We start from the raw sequence: 20,392 nt of genomic DNA on the forward strand, positions 1-20,392 counted from the left end.
GCTGGCGAAGCCGACGAAGAGAACCCACGCGACCGGCTCGGCGGTCACCCGGCGTTCGAAGGCTCACGGGGCGAACGCGCCGTTCGGCGAGCTGACCGTGTCGGCTCCGGGCGAGGTGATGCAGATCGACTCCACCCCGCTGGATGTGATGGTAGGCCTCGACAACGGAGTGATCGGCAAGGTCGAGCTGACAGGGATGATCGACGTCGCGACCCGCACACTGTCGGCGGCGGTGCTGCGGCCGACGACGAAGTCGGTGGACGCGAGCGTGCTGCTGGCCCGCACCGTCACGCCCGAGCTGATGCGGCCGGGCTGGGTCGACGCGCTGAGGATGTCCCGCTCGGTGCTGCCGCACCGCAGGCTGCTGACCTTGGACGAGCAACTGAAACACGCGGCCGCGAAGCCGGTGATCGTCCCGGAGATGATCGTCTGCGATCACGGGAAGGTGTTCATCTCCCGCAACTTCCGGTCCTCCTGCCGGTTCCTGGAGATCGACTTCCAGCCCACACACAAGGGGGCACCCTTCCAGAAGGGCCACATCGAGAAGATGCTGGACTCGGTGGCCTTGATGTTCGCGCAGTTCCTGCCCGGGTACACCGGCCACAACACCGACCAGCGCGGTCGGCACCCGGAGCGGGAGAACGTGTGGTCGCTGCCCGAGCTGCAGGACCTGCTGGACGAGTGGATCATCTGCAAGTGGCAGAACCGCCCGCACGACGGCCTGCGCGACCCCGACCATCCCGGACGGCTGTTCACGCCGAACTGGAAGCACTTGAACCGGGCCCCCGTCCCCTTCGGGGACCTTGCATGGGACCACGTCAGCCACCAGCTTCCCAAGGCCACCGAGGAGGAGCTCGCCCAGGCCGTCGCCGACCTGCTGACCCGCGCACGCCGGTCCCGTCCGGGCGGCAGTGAAGAAGAAGGAGAAGAAGTCCAAGGCGGGGTCGGCCAAGGACGAGCGGCGGGTGGCCGCCCGGACGAAGGCTTCCGAGCCGACGGTCCCCGCCCCGGCGCCGGAACCGCCACACGAGATCGAGGACGGCCCCGACGTGCTGGAAGAGGCCGACGGCGATCTCGCCGAGGTGATCCCGCTGGGACTGTTCAACCCGCTCGAGGATCCCTGGGGACGCTCATGACCGCACTGCTTGTCGACGATTCCGGCGAGGACTTCGGACGGCAGCTGACCAGCCTGCCGGGCTGGCGCGCGTTCGTCGACGCGTCTCTGGGCGAGCCCATGACCGCGTTGACGAAGGCCGAGTACGACGCGCTGGATGCGGAGGGCCGGGTTGCCTACGACGACGACCGGCTCGACCACCATGCCCGCCTCCAGGTGGTCGCCACCTCCACGGTCCGCAACACGGTGACCTGCGGCCGCCGGCGGGTCATCCTCAACCGCGGATCGGTCAGTGCCCGCCGGGGCCTGATCGTCTCCGGGCCCGCGAACACCGGCAAGACGATCGCGTTGACCCAGCTCGGCCTGGCTCACGAGCTGCAGGACCGCCGCCGGCACCCCGGCCGGGACGACCGCATCCCGGTCATCTACATCACCGTCCCGCCGGCCGCGACACCACGCATGATCGCCGCCGAGTTCGCCCGCTTCCTGGGCCTGCCGGTCCTGCGGAGCTCGAACATCACCGACCTGACCGAGGCAGTCGTCGGCGTCTGCACCAAGGCCGGCACCGGCCTGATCCTGGTCGACGAGATCCACAACATCTCCCTGACCACCCGCCACGGAGCCGACGCCTCGGACACGCTGAAGTACTTCTCCGAGCGCATACCGGCGACCTTCACCTACGCGGGCATCGACATCGAGGACGGCAGCCTGCTGTCCGGCACCCGCGGCGACCAGATCGCCGCCCGCTTCACCTCGATGGCCACTCACTCCTTCCCCTACAACGCCGAGTGGAAGGCGCTGGTCGCGCAGATGGAGGCCAACCTCGTGCTCCACAAGCACCAGGGCCAACACCCTGACCCGGCTGGACCGCTTCCTCCACACCCGCACCAACGGGATGATCGGCACCCTCTCCCACCAGATCCGCGGAGCCGCCGTCGACGCCATCCTCAGCCGCACCGAGAAGATCACCAAGGCGGCCCTGCTGGCCGTCGATCTGGACATCGCCTCCAGCCGCAAGCAGCGCAAGCGTCCGGCAGCGGCCCGGTGACCCAGCCGGCCGGCGAAGCCCCCGTACTCCGGCTGCCGTTCCAGGTCCGCCCTCAAAGCGGCGAAGGCCCTCGCTCGTTCATCATCCGGCTCGCCCAAGCGAACTGCCTTCCACCCGCCTACCTGCGCAAATACCTCACTCAGCCGCCCTTGCACCGCGGCACCCCGACCTGGGACCGCATCGCCGCGGTCGCAGGACGCGACCCGGCCGAGCTCCGGCAGATCCTGGAAACCGTCGAATGCACGGAGTGCGGCAAACTGATCCGGCCCCTCACGAGCTTCGGGGTCACACCCCGGACCTGCTCCAAGGCTTGCCGCCAGCGGCGCTACCGCAAGGGCATCCCGGCGAGCGACTGGAAGAAGGTCCCGTGCCACGTCTGCGGACAACTGATGCGACTCCGGCTCGGACAGCGGCGCCGCATGTGTTCCTCCCACTGCCGCCGACTCGCCTTCCAGTTCCGTCAGCACGGTGAACCACTGCCCAGGCCGCCGAAGGCCAGGAAGACCTTCAAGCCGGCCGAGACGAACGAGCACAACGGCCTTTGCCCAGCCTGCGAAGACCCGATGATCGGTGCCACCAGGCGAAAGGGATGCTCACGACGCTGCAGTGCCAAGATCGCCCACTGGACCCGCAGCCCGCTGCCGACGGCGGCCTGCCGCCACTGTCAGGAACCGCTCCTTCCCAGAGCGGACGGCCGGCCCCGTGAATGGTGCTCGAACGACTGCAGAGCCCAAGAACGGCACGGACAGCGAACCCCTGTCGCGACCGCGGTCCCGCCCCAGGAAGCGGAGGTCGAACTCGATCACACCGCATCGGAGATTCTGGAGATCGTTGCCACCTCCGGCGGCCAGACCTGTCGGGGCTGCGAGCGCCGCTACCGGCCTCTCAGAACCAACCCCTGGTGCTCTCGCCAATGCCGGTCCCTGCGGAGCGCAAGCGTCTGCGTGAGGCGGCGGGTCTGAGTCAGGCGCAGATCGCCACGGCGCTGAACGCCCGCCGGGAGGCCGTGGGGAACTGGGAGACCGGCAAGACGGAGCCGCGGCCGCCGAAGCGCGCCGCGTACGCCCGGCTGCTGGAGGGCCTCGCCGCCCGCTACCCCGCCCCGGCCACCGACGCGCCCGCCGCCCCGACGCCCGTGGTCCCGGAGGCGTTCACCGGACCGGCCCCGGAGCCGGTTGCGGCACCCGCCGTGCCGCCGTCCCGGCCGAAGACCGAGGCGAGCAGCACCGCCAGGCCGTCGGCGTCGTCGCGGCGCCCGGGTGCGAAGAAGGCGGTGGCGAAGAAGACCACTGCGGCCGCCGCTGCCGACCCGCGCTTCGAGAACGGCCCGCTCGCGGTGATCGACGCCGACGCCGACGGGCAGGTGTCGGCGTACTGCGTCGGCGGCCTGGTCCTGGACGTGCCCGCCAAGAGCATCCCGGCGCTGGTCGACTGGACGCTGACCGAGGCCCGCCTCGGTCAGGCCCGGCTGCACCGCAACGGCCGCGACGCCGACCCGATCCTCATCCTCACCGAGGCCGCGCTGACCCGCTTCGGCCTGCCCGCCACCCTGTCGGAGGAGGAGCGGAACGCGAGCCGACTGCCGGAGGGCCACAAGGTGGTCAAGCAGATCGGCAAGGCCGGTCTCCAGCTCACCCAGCGCGGGTTCGGCCCGTGGGCCCGCGTCTTCCGCGAGCCCGAGGGCTCCCGGCGCCGCTGCGTCCAGTTGTGCATCCTGCCGTGGAACGCTCTGGACACCCGGGAGTGGGGCAAGAAGGACGACCCGCAGCTGCTGCTGACGATGCACCCGGCTGACCTCTCCCAGTACCTCGGGCTGTACGCGGCGCGGGTGATGACCCCGCGCGGCACCACCGCGACGACCGGCCTCGAGCTGATGGTCGCGCTGCGCCCGCCGACCCGCGCGGAGAAGGACCCGGCCAACGGCGAGTTCAAGCGGGCCTTCAACACGGACGCGCTCATCGCCGTGTACGACGTGGTGGAGTGCGAGGTCCCGGACGAGCACCCGGTCCTCAAGGGGAAGTTCGCCCGGCACCACATGCGCACCCCGGCAGAGATGCTGATGGAGGAGCCCTACGACTGGTGCCGGCCGCTGACCGACGAGGAGTGCGTTAACCAGTTCTTGGTCGCGGTCGACCTCAACATGTCGTTCGCCGCGGCCGCGAACGGCCTCACCGTCGGGCTGAACGGGCCGACCCACCTGACCGGCAACCCGCGGTTCGACGCCTCGCTGCCCGGCTCGTGGCTGGTCGACCTGAGCCACGTCGACCTGTCCCGCGTGCGGATCAACGACCGCACCGTCGACGGCGACCGGCTCCCGAGCCCGTTCACGCCGAAGGGCGACCGGCCCGAGGGCCCGGCCTGGCACGCCACGCCGACCGTCGCCTACGCGGTGGAGCTCGGCTTCGACGTCGCGCCGATCAAGGCGTACGTGCGCACCCAGACCGGCCGCTACCTGGACGCCTGGTACAAGCGGCTGCGCGACGCGTACGTGGAGACGATGGCCGACATGGGCGTAACCACCGACCTCGGGGGCCAGGAGTTCCTGGACGCGATGGCGCGGCGCAAGCAGATCGACCCGACGATGGCACTGCTGGAGACCGCGATCAAGGCGACGGCGAAGGGCGGCATCGGCAAGCTGAGGCAGCGCAGCCGGGGCCAGGTGCCGTACTACGAGCCCTACCCGGCGCTGAAGCGGGAGACCTGGCGCCCCGACATTCGGGCCGCCGTGCTGGCGAATCAGCGCGTGGGCCTGCACCGCAAGCTGATGAAGACGGCGGCCGCCGCCGACCTGTACCCGGTCTCCATCGGCACCGACGCGATCGTCTACCCCTCGTCCGGCCCGTCGCCGCTGGACGTCCTGCCGTACACGCCCGAGGGCAAGCCGGTGCCGGGCGGCTTCCGGCTCAGGGTCTCGCCCGGGATGGTGAAGCACCAGGGCACTCAGACCGTCCTGTGGGCAGAGCAGCAGTTCGAGGAGCGCGGCGGCGTCTTCAACATCTCCAACCTCATCAAGACCGACCAGAGCGCGGGAGAAGGGGAGTAACCGATGGTCGACTCGCTCGGGGACAGTCTGGACCGCGCGCTGGAGGGGGCGTTCACCCGCCGTATTCCGCAGAGCGCCCAGGCGCAGATGAAGTACCTGGTCAAGCAGCTCAAGGGCACCAAGGCCGCCGCCCAGGCGCTCGGGATCTCCCAGCGCACGGTAGAGCGGTACGTCTCGGGCAAGCTCAAGCGGCCCCGCCAGGAGCTGCGCGGCCGCCTGGAGCGCGAGGTCAAGAAGCGGTGGCAGCCGCAGATCCGCGCGAAGGCGAGGAAGAAAACGGCGTCCACGGACGGCCTGGTCGTCTCTACCCGCGCCCGCTTCGGGTTCACCGCCGCCTCGGGCACGACCGACGACGCCCGGATCCGCGACATCACCCAGGCCCTGCCGCCCCAGTGCGCCGACCAGCTGTTCAGCGCACGGGAGCAGGGCGCCAACGAGGACCAGCTCCGGCAGATCGCGGCCGACGGCCTCGCCCGGATGTACTTCCGCGCCAACAACAGCCGCGCGCACGGGCTGGGCGTGGAGTTCACCGACGTGGAACGACTCGACATCAAGCTGTAGCAGGCCCGGCGCCCATGAGGCCCCGCACCAGAAGCGCGGTGCGGGGCCTCATGCAGCGCAGGGACGCGGACTGGCTTCCCGAGCGCACCACTTCAGCTGGAGCCTGTTTCTTGTGGCCTTCCGTGATTGCGGCGAAAACGACTTGGCGGTCCGTGGCTCGGGCGGCACCGTACGCGGCAGCAGAAAGAAAGCTGTTAGCCCGTACGAGATAGCGGAAGTCCTGGCCGCGGGCCGCCCAGAGGAGCATCTGAGCCGCGTTGACGCTCCGGTAAGCGGCGTCGACGAGCGCGCCGGGACTGCACCCGCTTTCCGGGGGCATGGGGCTGTCCAGATAGGAGACCCGCACGTCATGGTCTGCTGGACCCATCAGAGCTACGACTTCGAGGAGATCGCGTACCCGCTTGAGGCTCGCTTCGATGTCTGCGTACACGTCATGGCCCGTCGCGATCGCATCTCTGGCCTCGCACTCCCGGCATACCTCCTCGGAGCAACGATGCTCCTTCACCGTGGACGGCGGGATGGGAGAGGGTTCGTAAGGCTCGCCCTGATGCGGCATCCGAGCAGTGAAGTGGCCTACGTGGTCGATCATTTCCGTGTTCACAAGGCTACGATGGGCCACGCATTCACACCCTTCGTCACGATTCACTCGATTGACCCAGCACCTCCCACCGCCAACACGTCAGCTGGCGGCAGCCTTCCGTTCGGCCACAGCATCGGTCATTGAGACTTCACAGACCTTCGCTGCCGCTGTCAGGGGCGGACGAGGACGATGCCGACCTTGCCGGGCCGTACCGCGTGCTCCACGGCGTCGGCCAGCTCGCCGAGGCCGTATGTGGCGGCCACATCGAACTGCTCCGTGAGCGCCAGCGCGATCTGCTTCGCGGTGGCGATGTCGGACGCCCGCCGCTCGGGGGACGCCTCGGACGGCCACCCGCTGATGATGTTCTTGCCTCGCAGCGTCAGCGACTTGCTCACCAGCGTCGATGCATGCACCGAGATCGGCTCCTCGGCGATCATTCCGTAACTGACCAGCTTCCCGCCCGGCGCCAAGAGGTCCACAAGGCTCCCCGCCATCTTCCCGCCGATCGGGTCAAGGGCCACGCTCACCGGACGACCTCCGGCCGTCTTGCGGACCTCGTCGGCCCAGCCCGGATGTTCCGTCGCCACGACCGGCACATCCGGGAACCGCTTGCGCAGCTCGGCGGCGCCGCGCTCGCTGCGCACGACGTTGATGAGCGCGAAGTTGTGGAACTGGGCTACGCCTGTGACCAGCCGCCCGACCGACGAACCTGCGGCGGTCTGCACCAGAAAGCCGTCGTAGCCGAAGGCAACGTGCTCCTGCGCCTCACGGCGCAGCATCACCGCGGTGAGCGGGTTCGCCAGCATCTGTGCGGCGACCTCGTCCGGCAACTCGTCCGGTACGGTGACGACGGCCTCGGCGTCCGCCACGAACCACTGGGACCAGGACCCCGGCTGGGGGAAGACCGTCACGCGGCCGCCGACCTCGACACCCGGCGCCACGCGCGTGCCCGGGCCGATCGCCTCCACCACGCCGGTGGCCTCGATGCCCGGTGTCACCGGATCCGCAGCTTCCCCTGGGTAGGTCTCGATGGGGTGGAGATCTCCAGGGTGTACTGGGAAGGCCGTGGTGCGGACGAGGACCTGGCCGCGCTCGGGCGCTGCCGGCTCCGGCTCCTCGATGAGGGTCAGGACATCGGCGGGCGATCCGCCACGGGTGTAGACGACACGCCGGTTCATGGCTCTCCTCCTGCGCGCTGGTACGTGCGGGGCTTGGGAGGGGACGTCAGCCGACGTCCCGCAGCAGCAGGTGCTGCCCGCTGAGTGCACCGTCCAGGCGCATCAGCCGCCCGCGCTCACGCAGGCCCCCGTTCACGCTCGCATGGTGGGCAACCAGCAGCGCAGCCGAATAGGCCGATCGGGTTCTGGGCCATATGAGGCGTCCCCGGCGCCGCACTCTCACCGGAAGCGACCAGTGAGCCGACGCAGGCCGTCGAGGTCTTGGCAGGTTGCGTACGGCAGCGGAGTACAGCAACCACAGCCATCGGCATGGCTGCTGTCGACTCCCCAAGAGGCCGCCGCGACCGTGATGACCTCAGATGACCGATCTACTCTGAGCTACGGATCAGAAGTGCCCCGTGCCACAACCGCGCCAGATTGGGCGGGGACTCACGGGGAACTGCGGCTGCTGACGGAGGCCACAGCCAGCAGCCGCCGAAGTCGGCATCCTGCAGGTCAGGCGCCAACTCGCCCCACCACGCTCCTAACAGCTGGGCCTGCCCTCGTCACTCACGGTGATACCGAGCAGCGGCAGTCACGCAATACGCGACACCTCAACATGCGGGCCTACCAGTCCCGAGGCCGCACACTGCCCGCTTCACCCGGAGCGGACGCACGCCGGGAGCGCCGGCGGATGACGTCGGGCAGTCCTTGAGTTCGTCGGCCGCCTCGCCCAGGCCGACCCGGACGCCACGACCGCGCTCGCCGCGTGGCTCGACAACGCGGCCGCGGTGAAGGGCGGCACGGCGTGAGCGCGGCGGACGAAATAGTGGTGGCCACCTGGAGCGAGCACAGCACGGTCGGCCACCACTACGAGGACCTGCTCGCCGACGGCCGGGTCATCGCCTGGACCGAGCCGCCCTTCGGCGAGACGCTCTACCCCGGCGACGACGACCCCGGCTACAACCCGATCTGCGACTGCCCGCGCGTCCCGCAGCAGTTCTGCATGGAGTGCGCTGGCTGCGCCGCCTGCGGGCAGTGCACCGGCCCGCACGTCTGGCCGCCGCGCCGGGACTGATCACCGAGGGCAAACCCCCAGTCCCCCAGCACCCTGTGAGGCGACTGGGGGACTGGGGCCAGAAATGCCCCGGAACATCTGGGATGTCTGGGAGTCAGAGGGGTCGTTTTCCCAGGCAGACGCGTTGCTGGGAGACGAGCTGGGAGATTGGGAGGGAGGCGGGCGTCACGTGCTTCCTGTCCCGTGACGGGTGATCTTGACCGTTTGCCAGGAGATATTGACCGGTGGAGTCGGATGCTTATCGGTACGGTCAGCTTCATGGAAGACCTGTCCGAGAGCGTGGACCGCGACATCCTGGATCACCGGATCATTCTTGCGATCAAGGCGATCCGGGACGCATCCGGCTGCACGGTTCACGAAGCGCTCGACGTCTTCGCGCGGCGGCATGAGGAGCTCCGCCGTGATCGGCCGGGTGACTTCCAGCTGAGCCGCGAGGAGTACGGCCGAGACATTTACACCTGACCCGCCAACCCCCTCCCGACCGGTCAAACTTGCCTGGCAAACGGTCAAGATCACTTGTCAGAGGACACTTCCCTGTCCTCGTCCTCCGACACCGAAGTTGGATTGTTTGCCAATGAAGTTGGACTGGTCAGGCGGTAGTAGCGAGCTCCGCCTTCTTGCTCAGTAGGAGCGCTTTGCTCGACAGGAACCTGAGCGGGTCGGCCGGACCCGTCCGTAAGCACCCGGGAGAGTGGCGTCCCGCAGACGGCGCAGCCGTCCCGTTGAAGGCCCGGAGGGATGCCGGCGGCCGGCTGGGGCAGGGGTGACAGACGGCGATCGAGGCGTCGGTCGATGTGGGCCCCCCGACAAACCCGCCGATAGTCCCGGCTTGCGGCCCGCTCACGAAACCGCAGACGGACCCCTGCACCCCAATAGGCCTATGAGAAGGAGCCCTTCCCCCGTAGAAGGCCGTCAACGGCCCGCCCGGATGCCTTTGGGAAGCCGGGCCCGAGTCCGCGCCGCCTCGGCGGCCGCGGCGGCCGCCGCGGCATCGCTCAGGACGCCAGCCGTTCCGGGGAGCGGTGGGTGGAGCCGGCGGGCCCGACGACGCGTTCGGCCCCGCTGATCTCGGCCCACACCGCGTCGAGGGAGAGGCCGAGGACGTCGGCGATCGCCGCGATGGTCGGGAAGGCGGGGGTGGCCACGCGGCCTGTCTCGATCTTCCGGAGAGTCTCCGGCGAGACGCGTGCGGCGAGCGCGGTGTCGAGCATTGAACGCTCCCCTCTGGCCCGGCGCAGGAGGGCGCCGAGACGCTGTCCGCGTTCGATCTCTTCGGGAGTGAGCGGCAACCTGACCATAGTGCGAATTCTATACCGGTACAGTATGGCCGGTATAGTTATTGGTATCGCAAGGAGGACGCCGCATGATCGAGATCCTGAACCCCGCCCTGCTGACCCGGGCGAGAGACACCGGCGCCCTGGTCGCCGACATCCTGCAGACGCTGAAGAGCCGCAGCACGATCGGCACGAACCTGTTGGACATCGACCGGTGGGCCAAAGACATGATCGTCGAGGCGGGAGCCACGTCCTGTTACGTCGACTACGCCCCGTCCTTCGGACGCGGCCCGTTCGGCCACTACATCTGCACCGCCGTCAACGACGCGGTCCTGCACGGGCGGCCGTACGACTATCCGCTCGCCAACGGTGACCTGCTGACCCTCGACCTCGCCGTCTCCCTGGGCGGAATCGCCGCCGACGCCGCCATCAGTTTCATCGTGGGCGACGCGAAGCCCCCGGAGAGCGTCGCCCTGATCAGTGCGACCGAACGCGCGCTCGCCGCGGGGATCGCTGCCGCCGGGCCCGGGGCGCGGATCGGCGACATCGCCCATGCCATCGGCACGGCCCTCACCGAGGCGGGATACTCGATCAACACCGAGTTCGGCGGTCACGGCATCGGCTCGACGATGCACCAGGACCCGCACGTCCCGAACACCGGACGGCCCGGCCGCGGCTACACACTGCGCCCCGGACTGCTGCTCGCTCTGGAGCCGTGGGTCATGGCGGACACCGCCCGACTCGTCACCGACGCGGACGGCTGGACCCTCCGCAGCGCCACCGGCTGCAGGACGGCACACAGCGAGCACACGATAGCCATCACCGACGACGGAGCGGAGATCCTCACCATGCCGAAGCAAGCGCGGGCGTGAGGCCGAGTGCCATCCCGCCGGCGCAGAACGGCTGCGAGGTGACCCCCACCACCTCCGGATCGCGGCCCATCAAGATCAGATGGTTTCGCTCCACCTACGTCTCGTAGCCGACGTCGTCCCGAGCTGTCGCGCAGTAGTGCCAGCCCGCGAAGCTCACGCCGTCCTTTACCCAGCGGAAGTCCCGGGCCGGCGCCACAGCCTCGAACGGCGCACTCCACGCCTGCCCCGAGGGCTGTCGCCGCCGACGCCCACACTCAAGAAAGTCCAGCTCAAGGCCAATAACGTGACGTCCCCGTACGAAAGAACCAGAGCCCCCCACCCTGTTCCCAGCCCTTTCGGTCCAACATCAATGGCAGGAACGTAGTGGTCGTCCAACTTCCCTGGCAATCGGTCCATGTTCAGTGTCAAAGGACACCGGACAGGGCGCGGCGGTCACCGGACAGGGCGTAGCGGCGGGCCGCGAGTCCGTTGTCGAGGGTCTCGCCGATCTGCTCGCACAGCGGAGCGAGGACGTCGGCGGCCGCGGTGTCGGACAGGTACGCCGGGGCGACTTCGAGTATCAGCTCCCCGAGCTGGTGGGTGGCGGCGAGTTCGTCGACGACGCGGCGCAGCTCGGTGAGCGCGGGATCCGCCGGCGGATCGGCGGGCGGCGGGGGCGGTGTGGTGCAGACGTCTCGGACGGCCTGTCGGACCACGGCGCGCACGGTGGGCTCGTCGAGGGCCTGGAGGCCGCTGTGGGCGAGCGTGGCGAGTCTGCGGGTGATCTCAGGCTCCGCGACATCGCCGGTACGGCCGGAGACGGCGATCAGGGCCCGCTGGGACAGGCCGTAGTCGAACCTGGCCGCGGCCGGGTCGGCGATGTCTCGCGTGCGGGACGGGTCGGTGCCGGCGGCGACTGCGCTGTGGATCGCGGCCAGGGCGCGGGCGACGTCCAGGAGCCGGTACGCCTGGGCGCGGCTGATGCCGAACTCGGCGTCGCAGTACGCCGCCCACGAGCCGTAGGCGAGCGGCTCCCAGACGCGGGCGGCGTGCGCGTCCCGAACCCGGGCAGCGAGCACTGCGACCGTGCGCCGGACGTCGTTCATCGCCTCGCGCAGCCCGGCTGTCACCTCGCGGGCCTGCGCGGCGGTCAGCGGCGGCCGCACCGGTTCGGCGACGCCGTCCTGGTCCTGGTCGTGCTCGCCCATGTCTCCATCGTCCTCCGCGGCGGAGGGCCGGACCAGGGCGACGGAAGCGCGGCCGCGGGCATCAGCTGGTGTCCGATCCCGGTACGCGGGCCGGGATCGGTCGTTGGGCCGGGCATGGAGCTGGCCGGTCGTATCGAGACGCTGTCGAACGCGGTGTGCGATGTGTGGACGCGGTGGCGGCAGGCGGGTGGTAGCCATCGGCGGCGTCGGACGCCCTGGCGGCAGCCGACGCCCTGACTGCCATCCTCGCCCGCCTGGGGCCGGACGTAGAGGAGGCGCTGGCGCCCGCGCTGGCCGCGACGGCGGCGTTGCGCGCGATGCTCACCGCGCCCGAGGCCACCCGGAGGCAGAGCAAGCCGCCTGGTGCCGGCGGTCGGGTCCCGGCGCCGGAGCGGCGGCAGGCCGTTCCAGAATTCTGGATCAACCGCGACGCGCGCGTGGCGGAGCAGCTGTGGTGGGGCGCCCAGGAGGGCCGGGGCGGTGAGCTCGCGGACCTCTTCGCGGCCCTACCGCCGCAGGCGATGGTCGAGGCCGTGGACCGGCGGCGCGGGGGCGAGCAGTGGCCTGCGGTGCTGGAGGAGTTGGCCCACCGCTATGGCGTGTGAGCGGGCCGCGCGCTCTCTGTACGTCGGAACGGTGGCGGCTCCGCCTCCGGCAGCTGCAATGCCGGAGGCGGAGCCCAGCCGCCTCATGAGTGCGCGTCGTCAGTCAGCGCCGTAGTCGAAGTAGTCGTCGTACGTCATCACTGCGCCACTTCCTTCTCCCAGTCGAGGAAGTCAGCGGCTTCCTCCTCCTGGCGCTGGTAGTCGTCGGCGGTCTGCCGGTTCGTTTCGCGCTCGGCGGAGTTCTTCGGATTCGGGAACGGGTGATCCGAAGCTCAGTAGTTGTCACCGGCAGAGCCGGATGACGTGGCGAATGAGACCGAACGAAGCAGCGTGGTTGTCACCGACGAGGCACGCGGCTTGTCACAACTACTCATTCAGCAGCCTTTCTGCCACCAGTCCCGCGACCAGCGGCTGGAGGTGTGCGCAACCGTAGACGTTCTCCTTGAGGCCCGAACATGATCAGATACTCGACCGGTCCGGCGGATCCGGCGTTCGCGACTCCGTGGGGGATGCGGGTGTCGAACTCGACGACATCCCCGGCAATCAGGACGAGATTCTGGCCGCCGAGTGCGAGCCACAACCGCCCGTACATGACGCACAGCCACTCGTAGCCCTCGTGGGACACCTGTCGGGGCCGCCCAGGCGGCTCCGCGACGGCAGGCAGTACGTGCTTGTGGGCGTGCAGGCCGCCGACGTACCGGGTCAGCGGCGACACTGCCTTGTCGCCTCCGAAGCTGTGCGGCGCCGTGCTGCGTGGCTTGGCCGCAGGGGCGGGTGCGGTGCCGACCAGGTCGTCCAGGGCGACTCCGTATTCCTTCGCCAGATGCAGCACCACCTCCAGCGTGGGCTTGCGTCGGCCGGTCTCGATCCGCGACAGCGTACTGGGCGAAATGCCGGTCGCGCAGCTGACATCGGCGAGTGTGACGCCACGGCGCTCACGCACGGCCCGCAGCCGCGGCCCTATCGCCGCCAACGTCTGGGCCACGTCGTCACCTGCCACCGTCCCCGTTCCTTCCCGCCGTGCCGCTTCACCGTCCTGTCCTGCAACCTTGCCAGAATGGCAACGCTGATCGCGCCGAGTGGCCACCGCGCCGCATGATCGATGGGTTCCCGCTGGCCGCCCCCGTACCGAGGAGAAGTCCCCCATGCGATCCGAGCCGACCGCCGCACTCCGCCACCGCACCGTCGAGGCCCCTGCCGGGCGCCTGCACCTGGTAGAGCAGGGCACCGGCCCGTTGGTCCTGCTCGTGCACGGCTTCCCCGAGTCCTGGTACTCCTGGCGCCGTCAGCTCCCGGCCCTCGCCGCGGCCGGGTACCGGGCAACGGCGATCGATGTACGCGGCTACGGCCGCTCCTCCAAGCCTGCCGCGACCGACGCCTACCGAATGCTCGACATTGTGGAGGACAACGTCGCCGTCGTGCGCGCCCTCGGCGAGGAGAGCGCGGTGATCGTCGGCCACGACTGGGGCTCCAACATCGCCGCCGCCTCCACCCTGCTCCACCCCGAAGTCTTCCGCGCGGTCGGCTTGCTGAGCGTCCCGTACGCGCCGCCCGGCGGCCCCCGCCCCACCGACATCTTCGGCCGGATCGGCGGCCCCGAGCAGGAGTTCTACGTCTCCTACTTCCAGGAGCCCGGCCGCGCCGAGGCGGAGATCGAGCCCGACGTCCGGGGCTGGCTCGCAGGCTTCTACGCGGCCCTGTCCGCCGACACCATGCCCGCCGAGGGCGAACCCGACCCGCACTTCGTCTCCCCGGGCTGTCAGCTGCGCGACCGTTTCCCCGCCGGCCCGCTCCCGGCCTGGTTGAGCGAGGAGGACCTCGACGTCTACGCCGGGGAGTTCGAGCGCACCGGCCTGACCGGCGCCCTCAACCGCTACCGCAGCATGGACCGCGACTGGGAAGACCTCGCCCCGCACCGTGGAGCCCCGATCAAGCAGCCATCCCTGTTCATCGGCGGCGCCCTGGACGCCTCCACCACCTGGATGTCCGACGCCATCGACGCCTACCCCACCGCCCTCCCCCGCCTGTCGGCCTCCCACCTCCTGGAGGGCTGCGGCCACTGGATCCAGCAGGAACGCCCCGACGAGGTCAACAGCCTGCTGACCGACTGGCTCGCCACGATTCAGAGCTGAACCAGGCGGGCTACCTGGGCAGCTTGGCGGTGCGTTTCGGGTGGGCCGCGCCGAGGTAACCGCATGCCGGTCTGCGCGGTGATGCTGTCCTGTCGAAGTACATGTGTCAGGTAGCGAGCCGTTGACCTGCTGGAATGCCAGGTCGTTCGAGAAGGCGGAGTCCCGAAACTCTCAGACGGCCTGGCTTTCGGGGAAGTCGCGATCTCGATAGAGGCAGAACCCCCGGTAGAGAGGTTCCAATGTCGTCGCTCAGCACGCGGCGCAATGAGAATCCGACAGCACGAACGAGAAGCAGTGGGAATCCGACAGGCACAGTGCGACAGGACAGATGCCGAACAGTCGCACCGCACGTACTCCACCACGCCAGTGACAACAAGCGTGCCTATGTGACAACTACCGTGCGTCGGCTCAACGGGTAATTGATACTCGCCATGCTTGCGCTCCTTGTCAGTAATCCAGGTCGAGGTAATCAATGTCGTTGATGGCCACGTCCGAGATTCCCATGGCACGGCCTCCCCCGTCCTGGAAATACACGTCTTTGAATCCTTCGGCGATGATGTCGCGCATCTGCTGGTCGCTGGCCCCGGAGTCGCGGACGTCGAACAGGCGCTGCGCGTACGTCGCGGGGAGACGGACGGTGAGGCGTCGGAAGCGGCCGTCGTCGGTGGTGCCGACCGGCGCGGTGTAGCCGAACCGGGCCCGCGTCTCCACCGTGATCCCGCTGGCGGCGGCCTGCTTCCGCCGGCGCTTGCGGACCTGGGGCTGCCAGCGGGACCGAACGGCGTCGTCGATCTTCGACGCGATGTCCTTCGGCGGGTGCTTCCTCGCGCCGCGCCGGTAGCGGTTGACCGAGTCGGCAGTGATGCCGAGCTCCACCGCGACGGCCTTCGCGGTGCCCAACTGCCGCAACAGGTAGTTGATGCGGCCCTGGAGGGTCTTGGGTGGCTCCCGGGTGAACGCCTCCCGGTCGGCATGCTCGATCGCGTCCCACAGCATGGCCTGATGCTCCCGCCTCCTGCAGTACCTCGACCGCCTCTTCGTACCGGCCGGTCTTCCCCAGGAGGTTCCCAAGGTTCAGCAGGACAGCGGGATCCTTCATGTCCGCCTGCATTCGGTAGGCCCGCTCGGCTTCCGTATATCGGCCAAGATCTGCCAGGACGACACCCAAGTTGTTCGCGGCCCGACTGATGCCGGCGTCGGCCATCGCCCTCCAGAGAGGCACAGCGATTGACGGGGCGTGATCACTCGCCTTGAGCGCCACCGCGAACATCTCGTCGATGTCGTGTGCTGCGTCCATGGCCTGAAACCAGGTCAGTGCGTGCACCGGCACATCCGCCCGCTGCGCCTCGGCTATGAGCTGGGGGTGGACATTCCATGTTCCCTCCCCTGCAGGAAGCAGCATGCTGCTGGCCCCCAGCGCACCTTGCCTGCCCAGGCAACGCGTCTCCTGGGGACTCCGGACGAAGCAACGGGCCGCCACCGTCTGCGAGGTAGAGCGAGTAGGTGTCGAGCAAGAGTGCCGTAGATAAGGGCCCTTTGAGGCCGGCCCGGGCCAGATCGATACCGGCACGCGTCAGGGCGGCACCGCGCGGGCTTCCACCCGCGCGATCGGCCAGTGCGAGTTCACGCCAGAGCCGGGGGCGCTACGGCGAGGCATTCAGCCACCCCGAGGGCGGAATGGGCCTGCGCCGCCCGCACCACGCGAGGGTCTGGGGAACTGCGCGCCCTGTCACGTTCAGCCGGGCCCCAGCGCCGCTCAAGAATGAGTGGCGCCATCTGCTCCACCACGGCCGAACCGCTCCAGCGCTCATACGCCGCCGCATCAAGAGTGGCGAGAACGACCGCTTTTGAGCGGATCAGTTGCCCGAGTTCGGACGCACCGAAGCAGCCGCCTTCAAAATAGCGGCTCAATTCGTCCAGCCACAGCACACATGGCTGGGGCGTCGTGACGATAGCCACGACATCTTGACGCACTTCGGCGGGCTGCGCGGGCTGAACGAAGCGATGATGGGGCAACTTCGCACGCATGGCTTCGTACAGTGTCCGAGTCTTCCCCGCGGCGGAGTCGCCCACAAGCAGAACCGCTCCACCCGGATCTGCCGCCGAGCTCAGTCGTGCCCGCAATGCACAGTCCACATCCCGCTCCACGTAGGCGGTCAGCCTGCCGCCTTCGCCCACAGCCAATCCGGCTTCAATGGGTGTGACACCCGAAACGCAGGGCCCGCCGATCCTTGTCGACGGCGGGAGCGAGACGTTCAACAAGCCCTCGATAGCTGGGTGTTTAAGGGACATGGCCTTCAGCTCGCACAACCCATGCAGTTCCAGCGGAAATGAGTAGACCTCGCGCAGGCGATCGAACCAGTCCCATTCACCTGGGGTGAGATCGAGCGGAAGGACGAGAGTCCAACGCGCCGGCCCCCTTCGTGCCGCCCGATCAAGGGAGCTCTGAATCTTGCGGCGCCGACCGGGATTTAGGCGTCCCGTGAAGCTCTTGATCTGGAAGACGTGCCGTTCACCATCGGGCAGTTCCAGTACGGCGTCTTCCCCGCGGTCACCACCCTCTCCGTTCACACGGCGAAGGCCGGGATACACCATGCCGAGCAGGACCGCCACCCCGTCCTCGAACGCCTTCCAATCCTGGGCAAGTTCCTCCCAGCGTAAACGTCGCATCATGCTCGAAGTGTGCAGCACAGGCGGGTCAACACGCAGCTTCGGAAGACCGCACGGCAAGTGGGGGAGCTGGCCGGTTCTGCCCCAGGAGAACGCCTCGGGTTGGCTGCCGCCTACGCCCATGGGATGTCCCGCCTGTGCATCGGCTGCAAACGGTGGCGCCCCACACCTTGGCTTTCAAGGTGCGAGGCGCCACCGGCGTTCGACGTGCATGACCTACAGGAGGTTGCGCTCCTCGAGGTCGTCCAGCTCGTCCCAGGTGATCACCGAGCACTCACCTGTACTCATGTCAACAGCGATCGGCAGGTTCCCTGCCAGGCGCATGTCGTCCTTGCCGCCGTCCAGGTAATCCACGGTGTCGTACGGGGCGATGAGCCTGCCCGCCTCGACGAAGCAGTCCTCCGGGATGATCCGAACACTCGTGGACGCCCAGGACTTGCTGTCTTCGGCCAGGAAGACCGAGGCTGCCGCAACAGCTTCTTCGATGGTCAGCATGGTCAGTTCATCCTCATGAGGTACCACTCGTCGTACCGCTCGGCGAACGGCTTGGGCTTCCCATTCTGGAAATCAAGGAAGATGATCTTGCCGTCATTGTTGATCACATTGTAGTAGTGACCTGTTCCCTTCTTGGGCCACGCCCCGACGATTGCCCTGGCGCCCGGACCCCAACGGAGCATCTGATTCACCAGCGGTGTGGCTCCGTTCATCTTGATCCAGGGCTTCCCGGTCCTCGTGCCCATCTCTGCACGCGTCAGCGGCATCGGCGCTCCGGCCACGGGGCCAGGCTTCTTGCCGGCCATGAGCTCATCACCGGCAATGGCGCAGAGTCCGCAGTTCCGCCTTCCGCTTTCGGGGTTGATCCTTGTCGAGCTTTCCGGATGGAGCGGGGTGTAGTAGGGCGCGCCGAAGCGTGTCTCCCCGGTCGGCCCGTAGTAGCGGCCAGCTCCGCCGACAGGCATGGCTGCGTCACGCTGCCACCCACGCAGACCACCGATGCCCGTGGCCACGATCTGCTTGGTGAGCTCGCCCGCTGCCTGGCTGTAGACGTCGTCCAGCTCCTCGCAGCCCTGGTCGCGGAACATCTCTGCGGACCGGTAGAGGCGGTAGGCGGGGCGGACAGGGAGGTACTTGTCGATGAAGCCGCCCGCCCCGCCGTTTTCGCCGGTGAAGGCGTGGTACAGGTCCCCGACGAACTGGAACGGCATCGTGACGCCCTCCAGCAGTCCTTCGCCGAAGTCGCTGGCAGCCTGACCGAAGGAATGGATCTTGCCGTCGTCCGGGTCGTCGGGCGTTCGGCCGGTGGGATCGGTGAAGCGGGTGGGGGAGTTGTCGGCGTAGGCGTACGCGGAGATGTATGGCCTGCCGACGGGGAGGGCCGCAGGGTCGGTCGCGGTGAGCCGGCCGGTGGTCGGATCGTAGTTGCGGGCCCGCAGGTAGTATCCGGCCGCATCAGTGGTGGGTTCGTTGTACGCGCCGGTGTAGGTGAAGGGGTTGGCTGGGGGGCTGGCCGCCGTATCGGCCAAGTGCCGAGACGGGACGCTGCGCTGATCACTACGGACTACCTAGGACAGCAATTCCCAGCAACCCGCCCTTGCCCAGCCCGCCTCAGTCAGCTGGTGCTGGCGGAGCTGGAGCGCGACCGTCCCGCCCCGAGGCCGTGGAAGGCCCGCGCAAGCCCGTGATCGAGTGCCACACGTCGTCAATCACTCGAACGTGTGGATTCAAAAGCGACCAGGCAGGCAGCCCTTGCCCCGAACGTCAAGACCGCATTCCCGTTCGAGACATCCGCCCGTCCGGGGCCGTTACGGCCCCGGATTCGGCGCGTTCTTAGAACACCAGTACCAATCAGCCGCCCAGACGGAGGACACACCATGACACTGAGCCTGCTCCCGCCCATCGCCCCGGATTCGAGCAGCGGCGGCGGTCCCCGCCCACCTCGCCGACTTGGTGCGCCGCTGGCTCTACCAGCACGCCGCCGAAGCCGCAGGCTGGGGCCCGGCTTTGCCACGGCCTCGTCCTGCCGCTGCTGCGAGGGCCCGCACCGTGTCGGGTATCAGCACGCCTGGCGTAGCGCTCCGCCGCCGTCGCACCCGGGCGCTCTGCCACGCCCGCCCTCACGATGCGAGTCCACCATCAGTACCGTTGGAGGCTGATGGCGTCCTCCGCCTTCTTTCCCGCCCTGCCCCATTTGGCGCCGACACCCTCCATTTTCTCGCGGTCCCACCACGTCCAGGAGAGGTCGCGGTTTCCTTTGACTTCATCGTGACTTTGGAGATCGACGGTGATGCGAATTCTCTCGTCGTATTTGGCAACGTTGTCCGCGCCGGTCAACTTGCCGCCGATCCATAGGTCATCCTTCTTCATCTCGCCGAAGTTTTCCGAGCCGACAAGAAGACGGTTGGTCGCGGCGTCCTTCGCAGTGATTTGCCCGCTGAACCATGCGTCGCCATCTTGCATTTTGCAGTAGTTCGTTGAGCCGACCAGGAACTTCCCGGTTGCGGAGAGATCCTTCGTCTTTACTTCCCCGGTTGCGGAGAGATTCTTTGTCTTTACTTCCTCGGTCGCCTCGACATTCTTTACACTGAGCTTTTGAGTGACCTCGACATCCGCTGTTGCCGAGAGTTTGCCTTGCACGAGGAGTCCGTCGGCCACGGTGAGTGTCTTGTTTCTCCCGCGTAGTGAGCCGGTGACCGTGACGTCGCCTTCCACTGCCAGCCCCGTCAGCTTCGGGTTCTTCACCGTGACCGTGGTCGTGAGGTAGTGCGTGGTCTCGCTGGTGACGTACGAGAGCTGGAACGTCGTGTCGCGGTCGACCGTCGCCTGGTACGTGCGCTGTTTGCCGACCGGGTGCGTGTTGCCGCTGTGCGAGACCGTGTAGTCGAGCGTCGATGGGCCCTTCCATTGGAGGTGGACCGAGGTGCCGGCCGTCACCTCCAGCTCGTCCGCCCTGAAGTCGGAGACCGCCATGGCCGGGGTCTTAGAGGTCGTCTCATTTGGTGAGTCGGCGGTAGCAGATGAGGGTGCAGGCGATGCTGGTGAAGGCCAGGAAGTGTTCGGCCTTGCGTTCATAG

17 protein-coding genes and 2 pseudogenes are annotated in these 20,392 nt (G+C 68.4%); 9 read left to right on the plus strand and 10 right to left on the minus strand.

The features are described 5' to 3' along the window. Positions 1-1,132 precede the first annotated feature (1,132 nt). The 4 genes and pseudogenes from ACIOMQ_RS37610 (at position 1,133) to ACIOMQ_RS37625 (ending at position 6,490) form a co-directional block, all read left to right on the plus strand. Positions 1,133-2,162 (plus strand): annotated as a pseudogene (locus tag ACIOMQ_RS37610) (TniB family NTP-binding protein). 913 nt (positions 2,163-3,075) lie between these two features. Then, positions 3,076-5,205 carry a telomere-associated protein Tap gene (gene tap, locus ACIOMQ_RS37615; protein WP_402192268.1) on the plus strand — a complete coding sequence of 710 codons (2,130 nt, stop codon included), beginning with the start codon at positions 3,076-3,078 and terminating at the stop codon, positions 5,203-5,205. A 3-nt stretch (positions 5,206-5,208) separates the two neighbouring features. Beyond that, positions 5,209-5,766, plus strand: coding sequence for a telomere-protecting terminal protein Tpg (gene tpg, locus ACIOMQ_RS37620; RefSeq protein ID WP_402192271.1), 558 nt, complete (start codon positions 5,209-5,211; stop codon positions 5,764-5,766). A 112-nt stretch (positions 5,767-5,878) separates the two neighbouring features. Next, positions 5,879-6,490, plus strand: a complete 612-nt coding sequence (locus tag ACIOMQ_RS37625; protein WP_402192274.1) for a hypothetical protein — start codon at positions 5,879-5,881, stop codon at positions 6,488-6,490. Between the two features lie 26 nt (positions 6,491-6,516). On the opposite strand, the gene ACIOMQ_RS37630 is transcribed toward ACIOMQ_RS37625, so the two are convergent. After that, a complete protein-coding gene (locus ACIOMQ_RS37630; RefSeq protein WP_402192277.1) occupies positions 6,517-7,524 on the minus strand; it encodes a zinc-binding dehydrogenase in 1,008 nt (335 codons plus the stop codon). Positions 7,525-8,311: 787 nt separating this feature from the next. On the opposite strand from ACIOMQ_RS37630, the gene ACIOMQ_RS37635 reads away from it, so the two are divergent. Both ACIOMQ_RS37635 and ACIOMQ_RS37640 read left to right on the plus strand, forming a co-directional pair. After that, the gene (locus ACIOMQ_RS37635) at positions 8,312-8,581 is read left to right on the plus strand and encodes a hypothetical protein (RefSeq protein WP_401271269.1); all 270 of its coding nucleotides are present in this window, start codon (positions 8,312-8,314) and stop codon (positions 8,579-8,581) included. Positions 8,582-8,839: 258 nt separating this feature from the next. Beyond that, the gene (locus tag ACIOMQ_RS37640; protein WP_402192279.1) at positions 8,840-9,043 is read left to right on the plus strand and encodes a hypothetical protein; all 204 of its coding nucleotides are present in this window, start codon (positions 8,840-8,842) and stop codon (positions 9,041-9,043) included. Between the two features lie 533 nt (positions 9,044-9,576). On the opposite strand, the gene ACIOMQ_RS37645 is transcribed toward ACIOMQ_RS37640, so the two are convergent. Continuing rightward, complete coding sequence (locus ACIOMQ_RS37645) at positions 9,577-9,879, minus strand: helix-turn-helix domain-containing protein (RefSeq protein WP_266753008.1); 303 nt, start codon at positions 9,877-9,879, stop codon at positions 9,577-9,579. 65 nt (positions 9,880-9,944) lie between these two features. Here ACIOMQ_RS37645 and map point away from each other — a divergent pair, with 65 nt between their 5' ends. Next, complete coding sequence (gene map, locus ACIOMQ_RS37650; protein ID WP_402192281.1) at positions 9,945-10,727, plus strand: type I methionyl aminopeptidase; 783 nt, start codon at positions 9,945-9,947, stop codon at positions 10,725-10,727. A 404-nt stretch (positions 10,728-11,131) separates the two neighbouring features. On the opposite strand, the gene ACIOMQ_RS37655 is transcribed toward map, so the two are convergent. Further along, a complete protein-coding gene (locus ACIOMQ_RS37655; protein WP_362209194.1) occupies positions 11,132-11,914 on the minus strand; it encodes a hypothetical protein in 783 nt (260 codons plus the stop codon). Positions 11,915-12,231: 317 nt separating this feature from the next. On the opposite strand from ACIOMQ_RS37655, the gene ACIOMQ_RS37660 reads away from it, so the two are divergent. After that, entirely contained in the window at positions 12,232-12,519 is a 288-nt protein-coding gene (locus ACIOMQ_RS37660) for a hypothetical protein (protein ID WP_401989199.1), read from the plus strand. 370 nt (positions 12,520-12,889) lie between these two features. On the opposite strand, the gene ACIOMQ_RS37665 is transcribed toward ACIOMQ_RS37660, so the two are convergent. After that, positions 12,890-13,519, minus strand: coding sequence for a helix-turn-helix domain-containing protein (locus ACIOMQ_RS37665; protein ID WP_401989198.1), 630 nt, complete (start codon positions 13,517-13,519; stop codon positions 12,890-12,892). Positions 13,520-13,664: 145 nt separating this feature from the next. Here ACIOMQ_RS37665 and ACIOMQ_RS37670 point away from each other — a divergent pair, with 145 nt between their 5' ends. After that, positions 13,665-14,651, plus strand: a complete 987-nt coding sequence (locus tag ACIOMQ_RS37670; protein WP_402192284.1) for an alpha/beta fold hydrolase — start codon at positions 13,665-13,667, stop codon at positions 14,649-14,651. 447 nt (positions 14,652-15,098) lie between these two features. Here ACIOMQ_RS37670 and tpg (ACIOMQ_RS37675) read toward each other — a convergent pair whose 3' ends face one another. The 6 genes and pseudogenes from tpg (ACIOMQ_RS37675) to ACIOMQ_RS37700 form a co-directional block, all read right to left on the minus strand. Further along, positions 15,099-15,647 (minus strand): telomere-protecting terminal protein Tpg, encoded by a 549-nt coding sequence (gene tpg / locus ACIOMQ_RS37675; RefSeq protein WP_402192287.1) that lies wholly within the window; start codon positions 15,645-15,647, stop codon positions 15,099-15,101. Positions 15,648-15,669: 22 nt separating this feature from the next. Beyond that, positions 15,670-16,053 (minus strand): annotated as a pseudogene (locus ACIOMQ_RS37680) (tetratricopeptide repeat protein); the annotation flags it as partial. Between the two features lie 221 nt (positions 16,054-16,274). Beyond that, entirely contained in the window at positions 16,275-17,324 is a 1,050-nt protein-coding gene (locus ACIOMQ_RS37685) for a hypothetical protein (protein WP_402192289.1), read from the minus strand. A 213-nt stretch (positions 17,325-17,537) separates the two neighbouring features. Beyond that, the gene (locus tag ACIOMQ_RS37690; protein ID WP_362208734.1) at positions 17,538-17,816 is read right to left on the minus strand and encodes a hypothetical protein; all 279 of its coding nucleotides are present in this window, start codon (positions 17,814-17,816) and stop codon (positions 17,538-17,540) included. Positions 17,817-17,818: 2 nt separating this feature from the next. Next, positions 17,819-18,844, minus strand: a complete 1,026-nt coding sequence (locus ACIOMQ_RS37695; protein ID WP_402192292.1) for an RHS repeat-associated core domain-containing protein — start codon at positions 18,842-18,844, stop codon at positions 17,819-17,821. 610 nt (positions 18,845-19,454) lie between these two features. Next, complete coding sequence (locus tag ACIOMQ_RS37700; protein ID WP_402192294.1) at positions 19,455-20,288, minus strand: hypothetical protein; 834 nt, start codon at positions 20,286-20,288, stop codon at positions 19,455-19,457. Positions 20,289-20,392 lie beyond the last annotated feature (104 nt).

Source organism: Streptomyces sp. NPDC087845 (genome assembly GCF_044742755.1).
Lineage (GTDB): Bacteria > Actinomycetota > Actinomycetes > Streptomycetales > Streptomycetaceae > Streptomyces.

Coding starts and splice junctions, on each gene's coding strand:
- tap (WP_402192268.1), top strand. CDS start 3,076: ATGCCGGTCCCTGCGGAGCGCAAGCGTCTGCGTGAGGCGGCGGGTCTG.
- tpg (WP_402192271.1), top strand. CDS start 5,209: ATGGTCGACTCGCTCGGGGACAGTCTGGACCGCGCGCTGGAGGGGGCG.
- ACIOMQ_RS37630 (WP_402192277.1), bottom strand. CDS start 7,524: ATGAACCGGCGTGTCGTCTACACCCGTGGCGGATCGCCCGCCGATGTC.
- ACIOMQ_RS37640 (WP_402192279.1), top strand. CDS start 8,840: ATGGAAGACCTGTCCGAGAGCGTGGACCGCGACATCCTGGATCACCGG.
- ACIOMQ_RS37645 (WP_266753008.1), bottom strand. CDS start 9,879: ATGGTCAGGTTGCCGCTCACTCCCGAAGAGATCGAACGCGGACAGCGT.
- map (WP_402192281.1), top strand. CDS start 9,945: ATGATCGAGATCCTGAACCCCGCCCTGCTGACCCGGGCGAGAGACACC.
- ACIOMQ_RS37655 (WP_362209194.1), bottom strand. CDS start 11,914: ATGGGCGAGCACGACCAGGACCAGGACGGCGTCGCCGAACCGGTGCGG.
- ACIOMQ_RS37660 (WP_401989199.1), top strand. CDS start 12,232: ATGCTCACCGCGCCCGAGGCCACCCGGAGGCAGAGCAAGCCGCCTGGT.
- ACIOMQ_RS37670 (WP_402192284.1), top strand. CDS start 13,665: ATGCGATCCGAGCCGACCGCCGCACTCCGCCACCGCACCGTCGAGGCC.
- tpg (WP_402192287.1), bottom strand. CDS start 15,647: ATGCTGTGGGACGCGATCGAGCATGCCGACCGGGAGGCGTTCACCCGG.
- ACIOMQ_RS37685 (WP_402192289.1), bottom strand. CDS start 17,324: ATGATGCGACGTTTACGCTGGGAGGAACTTGCCCAGGATTGGAAGGCG.
- ACIOMQ_RS37690 (WP_362208734.1), bottom strand. CDS start 17,816: ATGCTGACCATCGAAGAAGCTGTTGCGGCAGCCTCGGTCTTCCTGGCC.
- ACIOMQ_RS37700 (WP_402192294.1), bottom strand. CDS start 20,288: ATGGCGGTCTCCGACTTCAGGGCGGACGAGCTGGAGGTGACGGCCGGC.